This window comes from Pandoraea sp. NPDC090278 (assembly GCF_044772185.1).
Lineage (GTDB): Bacteria > Pseudomonadota > Gammaproteobacteria > Burkholderiales > Burkholderiaceae > Pandoraea.
In genome coordinates this window covers 1,611,382-1,626,933 of sequence record NZ_JBIVYJ010000001.1, presented here as the reverse complement: position 1 = coordinate 1,626,933, position 15,552 = coordinate 1,611,382, and the positions used below count along the sequence as shown (strand labels likewise).

Sequence of the window (15,552 nt, the reverse complement as noted above, 5' to 3'; positions counted from 1 at the left end):
AGCCCCGCATCGCTGCACCGATGATCGGACTCGGACTCAGCGCATGCCGATCTTACGGCTGCGCAGCAGCGCGGTAATGCTGATGAGCGCTGCGAAAATCAGATAGAAGCTTGGCGCGAGCTTGTTGCCCGTAGCGCCAATCAGCCACGTGATGATAAACGGTGCGAAGCCGCCGAACACGGTCGCAGCGATGTTATAGCCGAGCGAGAGGCCCGTGGTACGCACCTGCACCGGGAAGAGTTCCGTGAGCAGGGCGGGCAATGCGCCGAAGTAGGTCGTCATCAGCAGGCCGAGCACGATCTGGAACACCATCAGCGAGCCGAACGTCGGGTTCGCGTCGAGGAAGCGGAACATCGGGTAGACGAGCACCAGCAGCGCCACGGCGGCTGCGAGCATCGGCTTGATACGACCGTGCGTGTCCGACCAGTGACCCACGATTGGCGCGACGATCAGTTGCACTACGCCGGTGAGCAACACCGCCGAGAAGGCGGCCGACGACGGCAGCCCCAGTTGCTTGACGGCGTACGTCGGCATGTACAGCACAAGGTAGGTCGCAACGGTGGCCATCACCACCACGCCGATGGCGAGCAGCAGGCGTTCCTTCTGGTCGGCGAAGGTGTCGCGCAGCGGGTTTTGCGTCGGTTCGATGTCGAGGAACTCGGGCGTCTCGTCCAGACGGCGGCGAATGTAGTACGCCACCGGGCCGATCAACAAGCCGAAGAAGAACGGCACGCGCCAGCCCCACGAAGCCATTGCTTCGGGCGACAGGTTGCCCGTCAGCAACGCGCCGAAGCCTGCGGCCAGCAGCGTCGTGAGACCTTGCGACGCGACCTGCCAGCTTGAGAAGAAGCCACGACGCTGCGGCGCGTGTTCAGCGAGGAACGCCGTTGCGCTGCCGAACTCGCCGCCTGCCGAGAAGCCTTGCACCATACGGGCGATGACGATGCCCACCGGCGCGAGTACACCGATGGCGGAGTACGTCGGCATGATCGCGATGAGCAGCGTGCCGACCATCATCATCAGGATCGAAAGGGTGAGGGCGGCTTTACGTCCCGCGCGGTCGGCGTACGCGCCGATCACGATCGCGCCCAGCGGACGCATGAAGAACGACACCCCGAACGTGCCGAGCGTGAGCAGCAGCGAGACCGTGTCGTTGCCAGTCGGGAAGAACAGTTTCGCGATGGTCACGGCGAAGAAGCCGTACACCACGAGATCGAACCATTCGAGCGCGTTACCGATCGAGGCCGATACGATCACACGCCAGGCGTGTGGGGAAGTGCGGCCGGCCTGTGCCGTCGCGTTGGGGGCTGCGCTTGCGCTCATGGGCGAGATCTCCAAAACCTGTCTGGCGTACGTACTTGTTATCTTGCGGATGGATGTCCTGTGCGCCCTTGTTTTTTTTAGGCGTCTGTTACTGCGTGCTTCATTGGGACTACCTGGGTCTTGCCTGAAACCGGTAATGCACTTGCTGCGAAGGCAACGGGCCGCATCCGACGAACGGAATACGGCCCGGTTGGACGGCGCTCGCGCCGACCGCGTCCCTGAATTGTTGTATCGGCCCGAAGCGATCCGGGCCGACAGTCACACTCAGGCGCCGACGGTGTTGCTGCGCAGCAGCTTTTGCAGGAACGACTCGCACTGCGCGATCTGTTCGAGCGATACGAACTCGTTCGGCTTGTGGGCCTGTTCGATGTTGCCCGGGCCGCACACGATCGAGGGCACGCCTGCGAGCTGGAACTGACCCGCTTCGGTGCCGTAGGCGACCTTGCGCTTGTCGGTGTCCTTGGTGAGCGCACGCACGAGTTGGGTGATGGCGTCTTGCTCCGAGGCGTCGAGCGCCGGGGCCGCCGCAATCTTCTTGAACTCGATGCCTGCGTTCGGATGCTCCTTCTGCATCTTCGGCACCAGCTCGTTCACGGCGTATTCCTGAATGCGCGCGAAGATGCCGTCGGCGTCGACACCGGGCAGGTTGCGATATTCGAAGACGAACTCGCACAGGGCCGGAATCGTGTTCAGGGCGATGCCGCCCGAGATCGTGCCCGTCTGCGCCGTGGTGAACGGCACATCGAACAGTTCGTCGAACGGGCCGTTCTGCTTGAAGTGATCGGCCAGATCGCGGATGTAGCAGATCAGGCGCGCGGCGTACTCGATGGCGTTCGACCCCTTCGGCGTGAGCGACGAGTGCGCTGCATGACCGCGCACGCAGCACTGGTACGCGTTGATGCCCTTGTGCGCGACGATCACGCGCATGCTCGTCGGCTCGCCCACGATGCAGCCGTCCGGGCGGATGCCGCGATCGCGCAGTTCGGCGAGCATGACGGGCGCGCCTACGCAGCCGATTTCTTCGTCATACGAGAAGGCGAAGTGGAACGGCGTCTTGAGCTTGGCGTCGCGCATCTGGGGCAGCATCGTCATGACCGAGCCGATGAAGCCCTTCATATCGCACGTGCCGCGGCCGTACAGGTTGCCGTCGCGCACGACCGGCTTGAACGGATCGGTGTCCCATGCCTGGCCGTCGACCGGCACGACGTCGGTGTGACCCGAGAGGACGATGCCGCCTTGCGTGTTGCCATCGGCAGCGGGCAGGGTGACGAACAGGTTGGCCTTACGCTTCGTGGCGTCATACGACAGCCACGGCTCGACACCGGCGTGTTGGAGGCTGTCGCGCACCGTCTCGATCAGGCCGAGGTTCGATTCGCGGCTCGTGGTGTCGATGCTGACCAGCTTCGAGATCCAGTCGACCGATGCCGGCTGAGCCTCGTTGGTGGCCTGCGGGGCGATAGCTTGGGAAGCGCTTGTCATTCGAATCTCCGGGAATCTTCCAGTCATACGATCAATACGTTCAATGCGTCGATCACGTTGAATACGTATTGCTACTGGGAAATGTTACTCAAAAATAATTTAGAGGTAAAAGGTTGTGTGAACAACCATTCTTGCCTCGCGGGAAAACACACGCCGGGCGCGGGTTTGCCCGGACGTGCGAAAAAGCGGTGAGGTGGAAATTGCTGCGGTGCACACGAGGTTTGCTCGTTTTATTTGGCTTTCGCGGTGTTCCGGGCAAGCATCGTGTGCAGGGGATGGCATGAGACTCAGGCAGCTTTCGCGCTGGGTGACCCGAGCGCGCGCAGCGTTTCCTTGATGGCCCGGACGCGGTCGGTGAGTTGCGCATGCTTCACTTCGATGCGCAGCTTGTCTTGTCCGGCGAGCTTGATGTGGCGGTGTTTCTGCACCAGTTCGATGATGCGCATCGGGTCGACGGGGGGCGTCGGTTCGAATTGCAGCGCGATGGCTTCTTCGCTGGCGTCGATCTTGATGATGCCGAGCGGTTTGGCCAGCAGACGCAGCCGGTGCGTCTCGATAAGCGCCTGCGCCTGTTGCGGCAGCTTGCCGAAGCGGTCGACGAGTTCTTCCTGAATCGTGTCGATGGCGTCGGGATGCGTGCCGTTCGCGAGACGTTTGTATAACGAGAGACGCTCCTGCACGTCGCCGCAGTAGTCGCTCGGCAGAATCGCAGGCACGTGCAGGTTGATCTCCGTCGTGGCGGCGAGCGGGGCGGTGAGGTCCGGCTCGCGACCGGCTTTGAGGGCGCTCACGGCGTCCGCCAGCATGTCGGTGTAAAGCTGGAAACCGATCTCGTGAATTTCCCCGGACTGCTTGTCGCCCAGGACTTCGCCCGCACCGCGAATTTCCAGATCGTGCATGGCGAGGTAGAAGCCCGCGCCGAGTTCTTCCATCTGCTGAATGGCTTCGAGACGGCGCTGCGCCTGCTTGGTGAGCGACTTCGGGTCGTGCACGAGCAGATAGGCGTAGGCCTGATGGTGCGAACGCCCCACGCGGCCGCGCAACTGGTGCAGCTGCGCCAGACCGAACTTGTCGGCGCGATGCATCAGGATCGTGTTGGCCGTGGGCACGTCGATGCCGGTCTCGATGATGGTCGTACACAGCAGCACGTTGGCGCGTTGTGTCACGAAGTCGCGCATCACGCGTTCGAGATCGCGCTCGTGCATCTGGCCGTGGGCGACGACGATGCGCGCTTCGGGCACCAGCGCTTCGAGTTGCGCCTTGCGGTTCTCGATCGTCTCCACTTCGTTGTGCAGGAAGTACACCTGCCCGCCGCGCTTGAGTTCGCGCAGCATGGCTTCGCGGATCACGCCGTCTTCCTCGCGTCGCACGAAGGTCTTGATCGCCAGACGCTTCTGCGGTGCGGTGGCGATCACCGAGAAGTCGCGCAAGCCTTCGAGCGCCATGCCCAGCGTGCGCGGGATCGGCGTGGCGGTCAGCGTGAGCATGTCCACTTCGGCGCGCAGCGCCTTGAGCGCTTCCTTCTGACGGACACCGAAGCGGTGTTCTTCGTCGATGATCACAAGGCCGAGGCGCTGGAACTGGATGTCGTTCGAGAGCAGCTTGTGCGTGCCGATCACGATGTCGACCTGACCTTCGTTGATCGCCTTCACGCTCGCGTTCACTTCCTTCGTCGTCTTGAAGCGTGACAGCTCGGCGATGCGCACCGGCCAGTCGGCGAAGCGGTCGGAGAAGGTTTGCGCGTGCTGTTCGGCCAGCAGCGTCGTGGGCGCGAGAATAGCGACCTGTTTGCCGTCGAGTACGGCGATGAAGGCAGCGCGCAGGGCGACTTCGGTCTTGCCGAAGCCCACGTCCCCGCAAACCAGACGGTCCATCGGGCGGCCACTTGTCATATCGCCCATCACGGCGGCAATGGCGGCGGCCTGATCCGGCGTTTCTTCGAAGCCGAAGCTGTCCGCGAACTTCTCATAATCGCGCGGCGACAGTTCGAACGCGTAACCCGAGCGTGCGGCACGGCGGGCGTACAGGTTGAGCAGTTCGGCAGCGGTGTCGCGAATCTGTTGTGCGGCTTTGCGCTTGGCCTTCTCCCACTGGCCGGAGCCGAGTGAGTGCAGCGGTGCGGTGTCCGGATCTGCGCCGCTGTAACGCGAAATCAGATGCAGTTGCGAGACGGGCACGTACAGCTTGCTGTCGCCCGAGTATTCGAGATGAAGGAACTCGGTTTCGCCTTCGCCGAGATCCATGCTGACGAGGCCGTGATAGCGGCCGATGCCGTGCTGACTGTGGACGACCGGGTCGCCGACCTTCAACTCGGCCAGATCGCGCACCATCGAGTCGACCGAGGTCGCCTGCTCCTGGCGGCGCTTGCCCGCACGGCGGGCGAGCCCTTCGTACAGTTCGTTCTCGGTGACGAAGGCGAGGTCTTCCGTCGGCAACAGGAAACCGGCGGCCATCGGGGCGACGCCGATCGCGAAGCGCGTGTCCGACGTCAGAAAATCTTCGAACGATTCGACGGTTGCCGGACGCAAATCGTTGTCGTGCAGCAGTTGCAGCAGCGTCTCACGACGGCCAGCCGAGTCGGCGCACAGCAGCACGCGCGCGGGCGTACGTGCCAGATAGGCGCGCAGGGCGGCGAGCGGGTCGTCCGCACGACGGTTGATGGCCAACGGAGGCAGCGGAATCGCCCAGCTACCGTCGCCGGGCGTGGGCAGCGTCAGTCGCGCGAAGGGTTTGGCGAGCGTGAAGAAGTCCTGATCGAGCAGGAACAACTGCTCCGGCGGCAGCACCGGACGCTCGCGGTCGTGCGACAGGAAGTTGTAGCGCTGGCGCGTGTCGTTCCAGAAGCGGTTGATGGCCGCGTCGAGATCGCCGACGAAAACGAGTTGCGCGTCTGCGGGTAGATAGTGAAACAGCGTGGCTGTCTCTTCGAAGAACAGCGGCAGGTAGTACTCGATACCGGCCGACGGCACGCCGCTGCCAATGTCCTTATAGATCGGGCTGCGGCTGGGATCGCCTTCGAAGACTTCGCGCCAACGGCCCCGGAAAGCCGTGCGTGCGGGTTCGTCGAACGGGAATTCGCGGCCGGGCAGCAGACGGACTTCCTTCACCGGATACAGGCTGCGCTGGGTGTCGGGATCGAACGCGCGAATGCTGTCGATGGTGTCGTCGAACAGGTCGAGACGGTACGGCAGTGGCGAGCCCATCGGATAGAGGTCGATCAGGCCGCCACGCACGCAGTATTCGCCGGGGCGCATGACCTGACTCACGTGCTCGTAGCCCGCGAGCGTCAGTTGCGACTTCAGACGCGCTTCGTCGAGCCGTTCGCCCTGCGTGAAGAAGAACGTGTAGGCCGCCATGTAGCTGGCGGGCGCCATGCGATAGAGCGCCGTGGTTGCGGGCACAAGCACAATATCGCAGCGCTTTTCGCCCAGATCGTGCAGCGTGGCAAGACGCTCGGAGACCAGATCCTGGTGCGGCGAGAACGTGTCGTAGGGCAGTGTCTCCCAGTCGGGGAGCAGGCGCACGCGGGCTTCCGGCGCGCACCACTTCAGCTCCTGCTGAAGACGTAGGGCGTCGGTGGCTTGCGCGCACACCACGGCCAGCAACGGCAGGCGCTCGCGATTCTCTTCGAAATAGCGGGCGATGAGCAGGGCGTCGCTCGATGCGTGCGAGCCGGCGAATGCGTAACGCTGTCCCGCTTTTACGAGCGGCACAGGCACGGTATTACGGGATAGGGCGTTGGCGGAGGACATAAGAAAACGTTGCAGAAATGGCAAAGCACGGGGCTCCATTCGCATGGGGCCCCGTGACAGTCAGTGTCTATTATAAAATCCCTGCTTTATCCTTACCTGCGTTTTATCGTGAGCGATCGACTTTTTGCCGTGATCCCGTGTGCCGGGGCCGGTGTACGCGCCGGGGCCGACGTGCCCAAGCAATACCGAAGCGTCGGCGGACGTCCCATGCTTCACTATGCGCTCGCCGCGTTCGACGCCTGTTCCGAATTCGCGCAGACCGTGCTGGTGCTGGCGCCGGACGACAATCATTTCGACGGACGACGCTTCGGCACGTTGCGTTTCGCCGTGCGCCGCTGCGGCGGGCCGTCGCGCCACGCGTCGGTGCTGGGCGGGCTTCAGGCGCTTACCGAGTTCGGCGCGCAGGACACCGACTGGGTGCTCGTGCACGATGCGGCGCGCCCCGGTATCACGCCTGAGCTGATCCGTACGCTCGTGGGTGCGCTGCGCGACGACCCCGTCGGCGGTATTCTGGCGTTGCCGGTTGCCGATACGCTCAAACGTGAGCAGCCCCCGGTCGAGAAGGGCAAGCTGGCGGCGATTCAGGCGACCGAGTCGCGCGACGGGCTCTGGCAGGCGCAGACGCCGCAGATGTTCCGTCTCGGCATGCTCCGTCACGCGCTGGAAGACGCGCTCGCCGCCGGGGCCGAAGTCACCGACGAGGCCAGCGCCATCGAGCGCATCGGTCACGCACCGAAGCTCGTGCGCGGCAGCCTGCGCAACTTCAAGGTGACGTATCCCGAAGATTTCGCGCTGGCCGAGGCGTTCCTCGGCACGGCCAAACCGGCCTGAGCATCGACCGGCCGACGTGAACTGACGTCCCGTATTTCCGCCTCTGGCGATTTCAAGATTCCACATGACTGAACAAGCTGTTTCTCCTGTTTCGCTGGCCGCGCTGTCCAAACTCCGTATCGGTCAGGGCTACGACGTGCATGCACTCGTGCCGGGCCGTCCGCTGATCATGGGCGGCGTGACCATTCCGTTCGAGCGCGGCCTGCTCGGCCACTCGGACGCCGACGTGCTGCTGCACGCCATCACCGATGCAGTGCTCGGTGCTGCTGCGCTGGGCGACATCGGTCGTCACTTCCCGGACACCGACCCGACGTTCAAGGGCGCGAACAGCGTCGTTTTGCTCAAGGAGGCGATGCGCCGCGTGCGTGAGCAGGGTTACGAGATCCTGAACGTCGACTGCACGGTCATTGCACAGGCTCCGAAACTCGCGCCACATATCGCAGCGATGACGCAGTCGATTGCGGACGCACTGGGTGTGAGCGTCGCGCAGGTGAATGTCAAGGCGAAGACAAACGAAAAGCTGGGCTACCTCGGACGTCAGGAAGGCATCGAAGCGCAAGCGGCTGCGTTGCTGATCGGACGCTGATGTTGTCGAGAATCGCTTAAGTCGCTGGCCTTACCGTCAGCCGGACAAAAGCAAAACGGCGCTACCGGGTTCGTCCGGTAGCGCCGTTTTTATTGGGCGACGACGTGTGTCGTGCGCCGCATCGAAGCTTAGGCAGCTTCGGCAGCGATCACCTGAGCCGCGGCATTGATGACGGCGGCGATACGGCCGACGTCACGCAGTTGCGCGGTGCTCATGCCGTGCTCGGCGGAGAGCAGATGCGCGTGCGACTTCACGCAGAAGTGGCACTTGCCGACGATGGACGCGGCCAGCGCGTACATCTCGAAGCGACGCTGGTCGACACCGCCACGCGTCGCGTAGCCGTTCATGCGCAGTTGGGCCTTTTCGTTCTTGAGCTCGGCGTTGTCGGCCATCTCGAGATACGGATACCAGGTGTTGTTCATGCCCATGAGCGCGGCTGCGGTCAACGCGCCTTCAAGCTCTTCCGGGGCCAGCACGCCGGCTTCGCGAATTGCCTTGACGAGCGGCTGGCTCTTGGCCGCAAATGCGGCGGCGAGGGCCACGCCAACGGCGTCATTGCCTTCCAGCGAGGAGCGGACGATGGTGCCGTCGAGGTTCAGGCGGATGTCCTTGGCGTAGTCAGGGATCTGCGCCTTAATCGCGGTGATGAATTCCATAAATTTCTCCTATTGCTTTGGGCTGAAAAAGCCCGCTTGCGCGGGCTTCGGGAGACGCTTAGAGCGTTTCACCGCCGACTGCACGGTTGCACGGGCAGAGTTCGTCCGTTTGCAGACCGTCCAGAATACGCAGAACTTCTTCCGGGTTACGGCCGACGTTCAGGTTGTTCACCGACACGTGCTGGATGACGTTGTCCGGGTCAACGATGAACGTTGCACGCAGTGCCACGCCAGCTTGCTTGTCACGCACGCCCAGTTGGTCGATCAGAGCACCGGTCGTGTCGCCGAACGAGTAGTGGTTCAGCTTGTTCAGGTCCTTGTGCTCACGGCGCCATGCCAGCTTCACGAATTCGTTGTCGCCCGAGCCGCCGAGCAGCACTGCGTCGCGATCCGAGAAGTCGTTGGCCAGCTTGCCGAATTCCACGATTTCGGTCGGGCACACGAAGGTGAAGTCCTTCGGGTAGAAGTAGATGATCTTCCACTTGCCCGGGAACGAGGCTTCGGTGATCGTTTCGAAAGCCGACACGCCGTTTTCTTCGTGGTTGTTGAAACCAGGCTTGGCCGCTTCGACCGAGAACGCTTCGAGTTTATCGCCGACAGTCTTCATCGATTACTCCTAAATTAGTGCGGTTTATGTCGTGATGTCGCAGAGACATCAAAACTAGCAACTGACCGAGTTCACGCGATCCCGGTCAACCAAAGCAGTATACGCTATCAAACCTATGATAGCAATAGCTTATTTTTATGCGGGGGATAGTTAAAACAAATCCCGTCGATAGGATTTTGCGGCTTCGGGCGAGGCCAAGCCTTGAGCATAGCCAAATTTTCGCCCGATCACATCAAACACTTATTTAGCAAGCGGAAATGACACCGTGATTTCAAGTCCGGAGCCGGGGTGCACGTTACGCAGCGAGGCGTGGCCTTTGTAGCGCGTTGCGATGCGCTGCACGATGGCCATGCCCAGGCCCGTCCCGTCGGCCTTCGTGCGGGCAGTGTCCACACGATAGAAGGGACGGAACACGAGGTGCAATTGTTCCTCGGGGATGCCGGGGCCGGTATCTCGCACGCGCATCTCGACCCGTTCGCCGAGAACGCGCGTGGAGATGTGGACGTTGGCGACGTCGGTTTGCGCGTCGCGGCCGTACTTACGAGCGTTTTCGATCAGGTTCGTGAGCAGGCGCTTGAGGTCGGTACGCTCGGCCAGGATCAGCGCGGTATCGGCAAGTTCGACGCTGATGTTCAGCTCTTCGCGTCCGTCGAAAGCGCTGGCCGTATCGCGCGCGATTTCGGACAGATCCACGGCCTGTGCCGCGCGCGAAGCGGGGCGTGCGTAATCGAGGAAGCGGCCGATGATCTCGTCCATTTGCTCGATGTCGCTGATCATGTCGCGTTTGACCGTTTCGTCCGACGGACTCATTTCGGTCTCGAGACGTAAGCGCGCGAGTGGTGTGCGCAGATCGTGTGAGATGCCCGCGAGCATTAGCGCCCGGTCGGACTCGAGCCGGTCGAGTTCCTGCACCATCTGATTGAAACTTCGGTTGGCCTCGGCCGCTTCGCCCATGCCGCGCTCGGGCAAGGGGTCGGGACGCTGACCTTCACCGATAGCGCGAGCGGCGTGGGCGAGTCGCGCGAACGGCCGGTTCACGAGCGCCGTGATGAACGCCGCGCCGATAAGCGAGAGGGCGAGCGCGAACGTCCCCCAACTGAACAGTTGAAGGCCTGTTGCCGTGTCGATCCGGTCTTGCTCGATGGCGACCCAGTAGTCGTCTTCATCGATCTTGAAGCTGATCCACATGGCGGGGATCTCGTTGACCGAGGCGGCGATGACGGTGTCGGTGCCGAGGCGTCGCTGTACGTCGCGCACGATCAGGTCTTGCACGACGCCGCTGGGTTGCTTCTCGATCGAGTCAGCCGGTTCGCGCGGATAGACGCGAATGCCTTCGTTGCTCTCCAGATCCTGAAGGAGCGCACGGCGCAGGTCCGGCTCGGAATAGAGCAGGGCGGTGCGTGTGAGTTTGACGATGGAGACGAGTTGCTGCGCGACGCGCTGTGCACGCGGCTCGCGTTCGATCACGCGAAAGCTCTGATACCACGCGGCGAGGCTGACGCCGATGAGCAGTGCGATGAGGAAAAAGGTACGCCAGAACAGACCGCCGAACAGCCCGCGTACCATCCGAATCGGATGCATGGGGTTGCTCCGTCTAATGCGTGACGTGGGCGGGTCGGAAGGTCCGAAGCGCGCAAGATTCGAAATGACGGAGGCTCATGGGAGCCACGGCGAACGACATGAATTGCAAGAATTGCGAGGTGAGGCAAGACAAGACGCCGGTGCGCGAATGGGTCGCGACCGGCGTCGTTTTGCAGCGCGAGACGTGATGCGCGATCACGCGCCGCCGTCCGGGATGAACACGTAGCCGAGGCCCCACACCGTCTGAATGAAGCGGGGGCTGCCCGGGTCCGGTTCGATGAGCTTGCGCAGACGCGAGATCTGCACGTCGAGGCTTCGGTCGAAGACTTCGTATTCGCGGCCGCGCGCGAGCTCCATGAGCTTTTCGCGCGAGAGCGGCTGGCGCGGATGACGCGCGAAGACCTTGAGGACCGAGAACTCGCCCGTCGTCAGGGCAATTTCCTGGCCGTTCTTGGTGAGCGTGCGCGTGGCGAGGTTCAGGGCGAAGTCACCGAACTCGAACGTCTCCATGGTTTCGCTGGGCGCGCCCGGGAGTTCAGGCGGGGCCTGGCGACGCAGGACGGCGTGAATGCGCGCGACGAGTTCGCGCGGATTGAAGGGCTTGGGAAGATAGTCGTCAGCGCCCATCTCGAGGCCGACGATACGGTCGACATCCTCGCCTTTGGCCGTTAACATGATGATCGGCGTGCGGTCATTCGCGCCACGCAGACGGCGACAAATAGAGAGACCGTCTTCACCGGGGAGCATCAGGTCCAGCACGAGCAGATCGAAGCGCTCGCGCACCCAAAGCTTGTTCATGGCCGTTGCATTTTCGGCCACAAAGACATTGAAACCCTGTTCCCCGAGGTAACGACGAAGCAGGTCGCGCAGGCGCGGATCGTCGTCGACAACCAGAATTTTGGGAGAGTTTTTGTTTTCCATGCCACGTATCTTAGCCCGAAATGTTGCGAACTGAGGAGGCCGCCAAAGCGGGTTACAAAGGGTTACACAATTTACCCTACGGCTTGTGCGCTGACCATAGGCAGTGGGTACACTTGCACCCCTGCCAGGGCAAAAACAGCCGCATGGCATGAAGGACATACGCACAAGATGAGATGGGCTGCTGAGTTTACGCTACTGTTCGGGGGAATCATGCTCTGGGGACACCTGGGCGTGACCTATGCCCGTCCCGTCGCGCATTTCAGTACGCAGCATCAGGGCGCGAGTGGCCCGCAGGTGCAGCGCGCGGCCCCGGCGCCTTCGCCGCGCAACCCCTCCAAGAATGCCCCGGCGAGCGATCCCAACGCCGATCGCCGCAACGACGACCTCCCCAATACGCCCCCTGGGCGACGTCCTAATGGACATATGTCGCCGGAAGATCGACGATTGCTGCGTCAACACATTCAAGACGCCGTGCGTGAACTGTATAGTCACTGACACGACGCTCGCGTTTCCCCTTGTCCGATCCGTTCGGGCCAGATGGGATACGCCGCGAAACGCTTCTTCCGAAAACGCCAGTGACGCCACTTTGACGAGAGCGTGACATGAAGCAAAACCGAACCCCGCCAGCCTCTGCCGACGCTGGCTTTTTTTGCGTCCGAAAAACCGAGTTCGGTGATGAATTGCCTATTTCGATGGCGTCTCCCGGGACGGTCGGGGCATCGGCACCCTCGGTCGCGTCCCGATCGCCACTATTAATTAGGGCGAAAATCCTTTCCGTGCGTGCGACGGTTCTCTCGGGGGCGGCAGCGGCGGTTTGCCTGGCGTCGCCGGTCGCCTATGCCGCCGGTTCGCGTCACGCGGATCCGCAGCACGCTACCCAGTCGACGCGTACCAAGACATCGAAATCGACGACGTCCGCGGTCGATGCATCCCGGCGCGAACTGACGGCCGATGACGCACGCTATCTGCTCACGCGCACCGGCTATGCGCCGGACGCCCGTGAGTTGGCCCCCTTCGTCGGCCTGACCCGCGCGCAGGCCGTCGACCGGCTGCTTGAGCAGACGCGGCGGACAGCGGTCACGCCGCCTCCGGCGTGGGTCTCGGAGCCGCCGTTGGCCAGTGTGCCCGTCAAGGACCTGACCGACGCGCAGCGTCGCGAGCAGAACGAGCGACGTAATCGTATGGCGGCGTCGCTGGCCGCGTGGTGGGCCCAGGAAATGGCGACCACGCCGTCGCCGCTGACCGAACGGATGACGATGTTCTGGCATAACCACTTCGTCTCGAGCGACGACAAAGTGCGTGAGCCGTCCGTGCTCTATCGCCAGAACGTGCTGCTGCGCGCGAACGCGCTGGGCAACTTCGGCGTGATGCTGCACGAGGTGTCGAAGGACCCAGCGATGCTCATCTATCTGGATGGTGCGAACAGTCGCAAGGGACGACCGAACGAGAACTTTGCACGTGAGGTGATGGAGCTCTTCACGCTGGGGGAAGGGCATTACACCGAACAGGACGTGCGCGAGGCGGCCCGCGCCTACACCGGTTGGAGCATCGACAGGCCGACGATGACCTACGTCTGGCGTCCAAATTTCCACGATACGGGTGTGAAGACGGTGCTGAACCAGACGGGCGACTTCGATGGCGATCAGATGCTCGACGTTCTGTTGGCGCGCCCCGAAACAGCAGTGTTCGTCACCGGCAAACTGTGGCGCGAATTCGTGTCGGCGACACCTGACCCGGTGCAGGTCGAACGGATTGCTGCGGCGTTCCGAGAGAGTGGCTACGACATTCGGGTCGCGTTGCGCGCCTTGCTGCTCACGCCGACGTTTTGGGATGCGCGTGCGCGTGGTGCGCTGGTGAAGTCACCTTCCGAGTTCGTGACGGATGCGGTGCGGCAATTCGACATCGGCTATGACGATCCGCAGATGCTCGCGCAGCAGATGCGTGTGCTGGGGCAGGACCTGTTCCGTCCTCCGAATGTGAAGGGCTGGCCGGGCGGCGACGCGTGGATCGACAGCACCACGCTGCTCGCGCGCAAGCAGTTCGTCGAGCGCATGTTCCGTGCGACGGAGAACGCCAACGCTGGTGGTCCGTCGATGACGGCACCGTCCATGTCGGCGAGTCCGGGCGTGCAGCGCGCGGCGCTACGTCCCGTGCAGCCGATGCCGCGAACGGTGGCGGGCGCGCGTTTCGATCTGTCTCGCTGGCTGCAGCCTTATACGCTCGGGCCAGTCGATGTGCCAGACGTGGGGGCACGCGAGTCTTTGCAGCGTGCTGTGTTGCCGCTGGCACCGGCGGCACCGCAAACGCCGGGCGTCAACAGTGCGGCGTTTCTGCAAGCGCTATTGATGGACCCTGCGTATCAGTTGAAGTGATCGAAACGATGATGCCGATCGCGAAGACTGGTGCTATGGGAGTGGATGCGACGACAGGGACGTTCGAGGCAGGTCGGGCGACTGAGACGATTCGGGCGCTTGGGATGCAGGACGATGGCGAGTTTGGTGACGGGTATGTTTGCGACTTGCGCTTGGGCGGTGAGTCCGGGCGAGTCATGAGAGGTGTGAGATGCGTCGACGCGATTTTCTGACGTTCGCAGGTGGTCTCGGGGCGGCTTGGCTGGCACCGACGCCCGTGTTGGCCGCTGCGCGCGATCTGTCCGGGATATTGCCGGGTGGTGGCGGCAACTACGGCAATTTGCTGATCCTGATCGAGCTTAAGGGCGGCAACGATGGCTTGAACACGGTCATCCCTTATGCGGACGCGATGTATGCGAGCTTGCGTCCGACGATTGGCATCAAGCGCGAGCAGGTGGTGCAACTGGACGAGCACAGTGGTTTGCACCCGGAGATGCGGGCTTTGTTGCCGATGTGGCAGGCAAAGGAGTTGGCGATTGTGCAGGGTGTGGGGTATCCGCAGCCGAATCTTTCGCACTTCCGGTCGATTGAGATATGGAATACGGCGTCGCGCTCGGACGAGTATTTGCGTGACGGATGGTTGTCGCGGGCGTTCGCGGAGCGGTCGGTACCGTCCGGTTTCGACGCCGATGGTGTGATCGTCGGCAGTGCGGAGTTGGGGCCGTTGAGCGGTGGCGCGCGGGCGGTGACGCTGACGAATCCGGCGCAGTTTTTACGCGATGCGAGTCTGGCGTCGACGAATGCTGCGCAGGTGAGCAATCCGGCGTTGGCACACGTGCTGCGGGTGGAGAACGACATCGTGAAGGCGGCGGACGGTTTGCGTCCGCGCCAGGGACAGTATGTCTTGCGCACGCCGATGCCGCAGGGAGCTTTCGGCAATGTGGTGAAGACGGCATTGCAGGTAGTCGCCGCGGCGGATTCCCCGAGCGGTGTGCCGCAGCCGGGGCGTGGCGTGGCGGTATTGCGTCTGACGCTCAACGGTTTCGATACACATCAGAACCAGATGGGGCAGCAGGCGAACCTGTTGCGTCAGTTGTCGCAGGGGATGATGGCGTTGCGGGCTGGGCTGACCGAGTTGAACCGATGGCAGTCGACGATGATCGTGACGTACGCCGAGTTCGGACGGCGTCCGCGTGAGAATCAGAGTGGCGGGACGGATCACGGCACGGTCGCGCCGCACTTCATCGCGGGCGGACGTGTACGCGGTGGCTTGTATGGCGAAGCGCCGAGACTGGATCGACTGGATGGCAACGGCAACTTGCCGTTTGCCGTCGATTTCCGCGACGTCTACGCGACGGTACTGCAGCGCTGGTGGGGCCTGAACGCGCAGCCCGTGCTGGGCGGCGCATTCAAGCCGTTGGATGTGATGCGGGTTTGAGTGGTGGGGCGCGACTGCTTGGGCTGC

General features: G+C 62.9%; 12 protein-coding genes. 5 read left to right on the top strand and 7 right to left on the bottom strand.

Going from position 1 to position 15,552, the window contains the following annotated elements; all coding sequences use genetic code 11:
• Positions 1 to 36: 36 nt before the first annotated feature.
• The 3 genes from ACIQWO_RS06945 to mfd form a co-directional block, all read right to left on the bottom strand.
• Positions 37 to 1,323: an MFS transporter gene (locus ACIQWO_RS06945; protein WP_402820997.1), complete on the bottom strand. Its 1,287-nt coding sequence runs from the start codon at positions 1,321 to 1,323 to the stop codon at positions 37 to 39.
• A gap of 264 nt (positions 1,324 to 1,587) precedes the next feature.
• Positions 1,588 to 2,802, bottom strand: a complete 1,215-nt coding sequence (gene argE, locus ACIQWO_RS06940) for an acetylornithine deacetylase (protein WP_150574475.1) — start codon at positions 2,800 to 2,802, stop codon at positions 1,588 to 1,590.
• A 287-nt stretch (positions 2,803 to 3,089) separates the two neighbouring features.
• The gene (mfd, locus tag ACIQWO_RS06935; protein ID WP_402820992.1) at positions 3,090 to 6,554 is read right to left on the bottom strand and encodes a transcription-repair coupling factor; all 3,465 of its coding nucleotides are present in this window, start codon (positions 6,552 to 6,554) and stop codon (positions 3,090 to 3,092) included.
• Between the two features lie 108 nt (positions 6,555 to 6,662).
• Between mfd and ispD the strand changes: the two genes are divergently transcribed.
• Both ispD and ispF read left to right on the top strand, forming a co-directional pair.
• Positions 6,663 to 7,385, top strand: a complete 723-nt coding sequence (gene ispD, locus ACIQWO_RS06930; RefSeq protein WP_046292234.1) for a 2-C-methyl-D-erythritol 4-phosphate cytidylyltransferase — start codon at positions 6,663 to 6,665, stop codon at positions 7,383 to 7,385.
• Between the two features lie 64 nt (positions 7,386 to 7,449).
• Positions 7,450 to 7,971 carry a 2-C-methyl-D-erythritol 2,4-cyclodiphosphate synthase gene (gene ispF / locus ACIQWO_RS06925; protein WP_052252789.1) on the top strand — a complete coding sequence of 174 codons (522 nt, stop codon included), beginning with the start codon at positions 7,450 to 7,452 and terminating at the stop codon, positions 7,969 to 7,971.
• A gap of 128 nt (positions 7,972 to 8,099) precedes the next feature.
• Here the strand turns inward: ispF and ACIQWO_RS06920 are convergent, their stop codons facing one another.
• From ACIQWO_RS06920 to ompR, 4 genes are all read right to left on the bottom strand, one after another.
• Positions 8,100 to 8,627 (bottom strand): carboxymuconolactone decarboxylase family protein, encoded by a 528-nt coding sequence (locus ACIQWO_RS06920; protein WP_150574472.1) that lies wholly within the window; start codon positions 8,625 to 8,627, stop codon positions 8,100 to 8,102.
• A 58-nt stretch (positions 8,628 to 8,685) separates the two neighbouring features.
• Positions 8,686 to 9,234: a peroxiredoxin gene (locus tag ACIQWO_RS06915; RefSeq protein ID WP_046292231.1), complete on the bottom strand. Its 549-nt coding sequence runs from the start codon at positions 9,232 to 9,234 to the stop codon at positions 8,686 to 8,688.
• 240 nt (positions 9,235 to 9,474) lie between these two features.
• Complete coding sequence (locus ACIQWO_RS06910; protein WP_402820983.1) at positions 9,475 to 10,815, bottom strand: ATP-binding protein; 1,341 nt, start codon at positions 10,813 to 10,815, stop codon at positions 9,475 to 9,477.
• Positions 10,816 to 11,010: 195 nt separating this feature from the next.
• Positions 11,011 to 11,736 (bottom strand): two-component system response regulator OmpR, encoded by a 726-nt coding sequence (gene ompR / locus ACIQWO_RS06905; protein ID WP_010808867.1) that lies wholly within the window; start codon positions 11,734 to 11,736, stop codon positions 11,011 to 11,013.
• A 210-nt stretch (positions 11,737 to 11,946) separates the two neighbouring features.
• Here ompR and ACIQWO_RS06900 point away from each other — a divergent pair, with 210 nt between their 5' ends.
• The 3 genes from ACIQWO_RS06900 (at position 11,947) to ACIQWO_RS06890 (ending at position 15,525) form a co-directional block, all read left to right on the top strand.
• Positions 11,947 to 12,231 carry a hypothetical protein gene (locus tag ACIQWO_RS06900; protein WP_402820965.1) on the top strand — a complete coding sequence of 95 codons (285 nt, stop codon included), beginning with the start codon at positions 11,947 to 11,949 and terminating at the stop codon, positions 12,229 to 12,231.
• A 446-nt stretch (positions 12,232 to 12,677) separates the two neighbouring features.
• On the top strand, positions 12,678 to 14,108 hold the full coding sequence (locus ACIQWO_RS06895; RefSeq protein ID WP_402821883.1) for a DUF1800 family protein: 1,431 nt from the start codon (positions 12,678 to 12,680) through the stop codon (positions 14,106 to 14,108).
• A gap of 190 nt (positions 14,109 to 14,298) precedes the next feature.
• Positions 14,299 to 15,525, top strand: coding sequence for a DUF1501 domain-containing protein (locus ACIQWO_RS06890; RefSeq protein ID WP_402820963.1), 1,227 nt, complete (start codon positions 14,299 to 14,301; stop codon positions 15,523 to 15,525).
• Positions 15,526 to 15,552: the final 27 nt, after the last annotated feature.

Bases quoted from the DNA above. Each gene is read 5' to 3' on its own strand.
- ACIQWO_RS06945 (WP_402820997.1), bottom strand. From the start codon at position 1,323: ATGAGCGCAAGCGCAGCCCCCAACGCGACGGCACAGGCCGGCCGCACT.
- argE (WP_150574475.1), bottom strand. From the start codon at position 2,802: ATGACAAGCGCTTCCCAAGCTATCGCCCCGCAGGCCACCAACGAGGCT.
- mfd (WP_402820992.1), bottom strand. From the start codon at position 6,554: ATGTCCTCCGCCAACGCCCTATCCCGTAATACCGTGCCTGTGCCGCTC.
- ispF (WP_052252789.1), top strand. From the start codon at position 7,450: ATGACTGAACAAGCTGTTTCTCCTGTTTCGCTGGCCGCGCTGTCCAAA.
- ACIQWO_RS06920 (WP_150574472.1), bottom strand. From the start codon at position 8,627: ATGGAATTCATCACCGCGATTAAGGCGCAGATCCCTGACTACGCCAAG.
- ACIQWO_RS06915 (WP_046292231.1), bottom strand. From the start codon at position 9,234: ATGAAGACTGTCGGCGATAAACTCGAAGCGTTCTCGGTCGAAGCGGCC.
- ACIQWO_RS06910 (WP_402820983.1), bottom strand. From the start codon at position 10,815: ATGCATCCGATTCGGATGGTACGCGGGCTGTTCGGCGGTCTGTTCTGG.
- ompR (WP_010808867.1), bottom strand. From the start codon at position 11,736: ATGGAAAACAAAAACTCTCCCAAAATTCTGGTTGTCGACGACGATCCG.
- ACIQWO_RS06900 (WP_402820965.1), top strand. From the start codon at position 11,947: ATGCTCTGGGGACACCTGGGCGTGACCTATGCCCGTCCCGTCGCGCAT.
- ACIQWO_RS06890 (WP_402820963.1), top strand. From the start codon at position 14,299: ATGCGTCGACGCGATTTTCTGACGTTCGCAGGTGGTCTCGGGGCGGCT.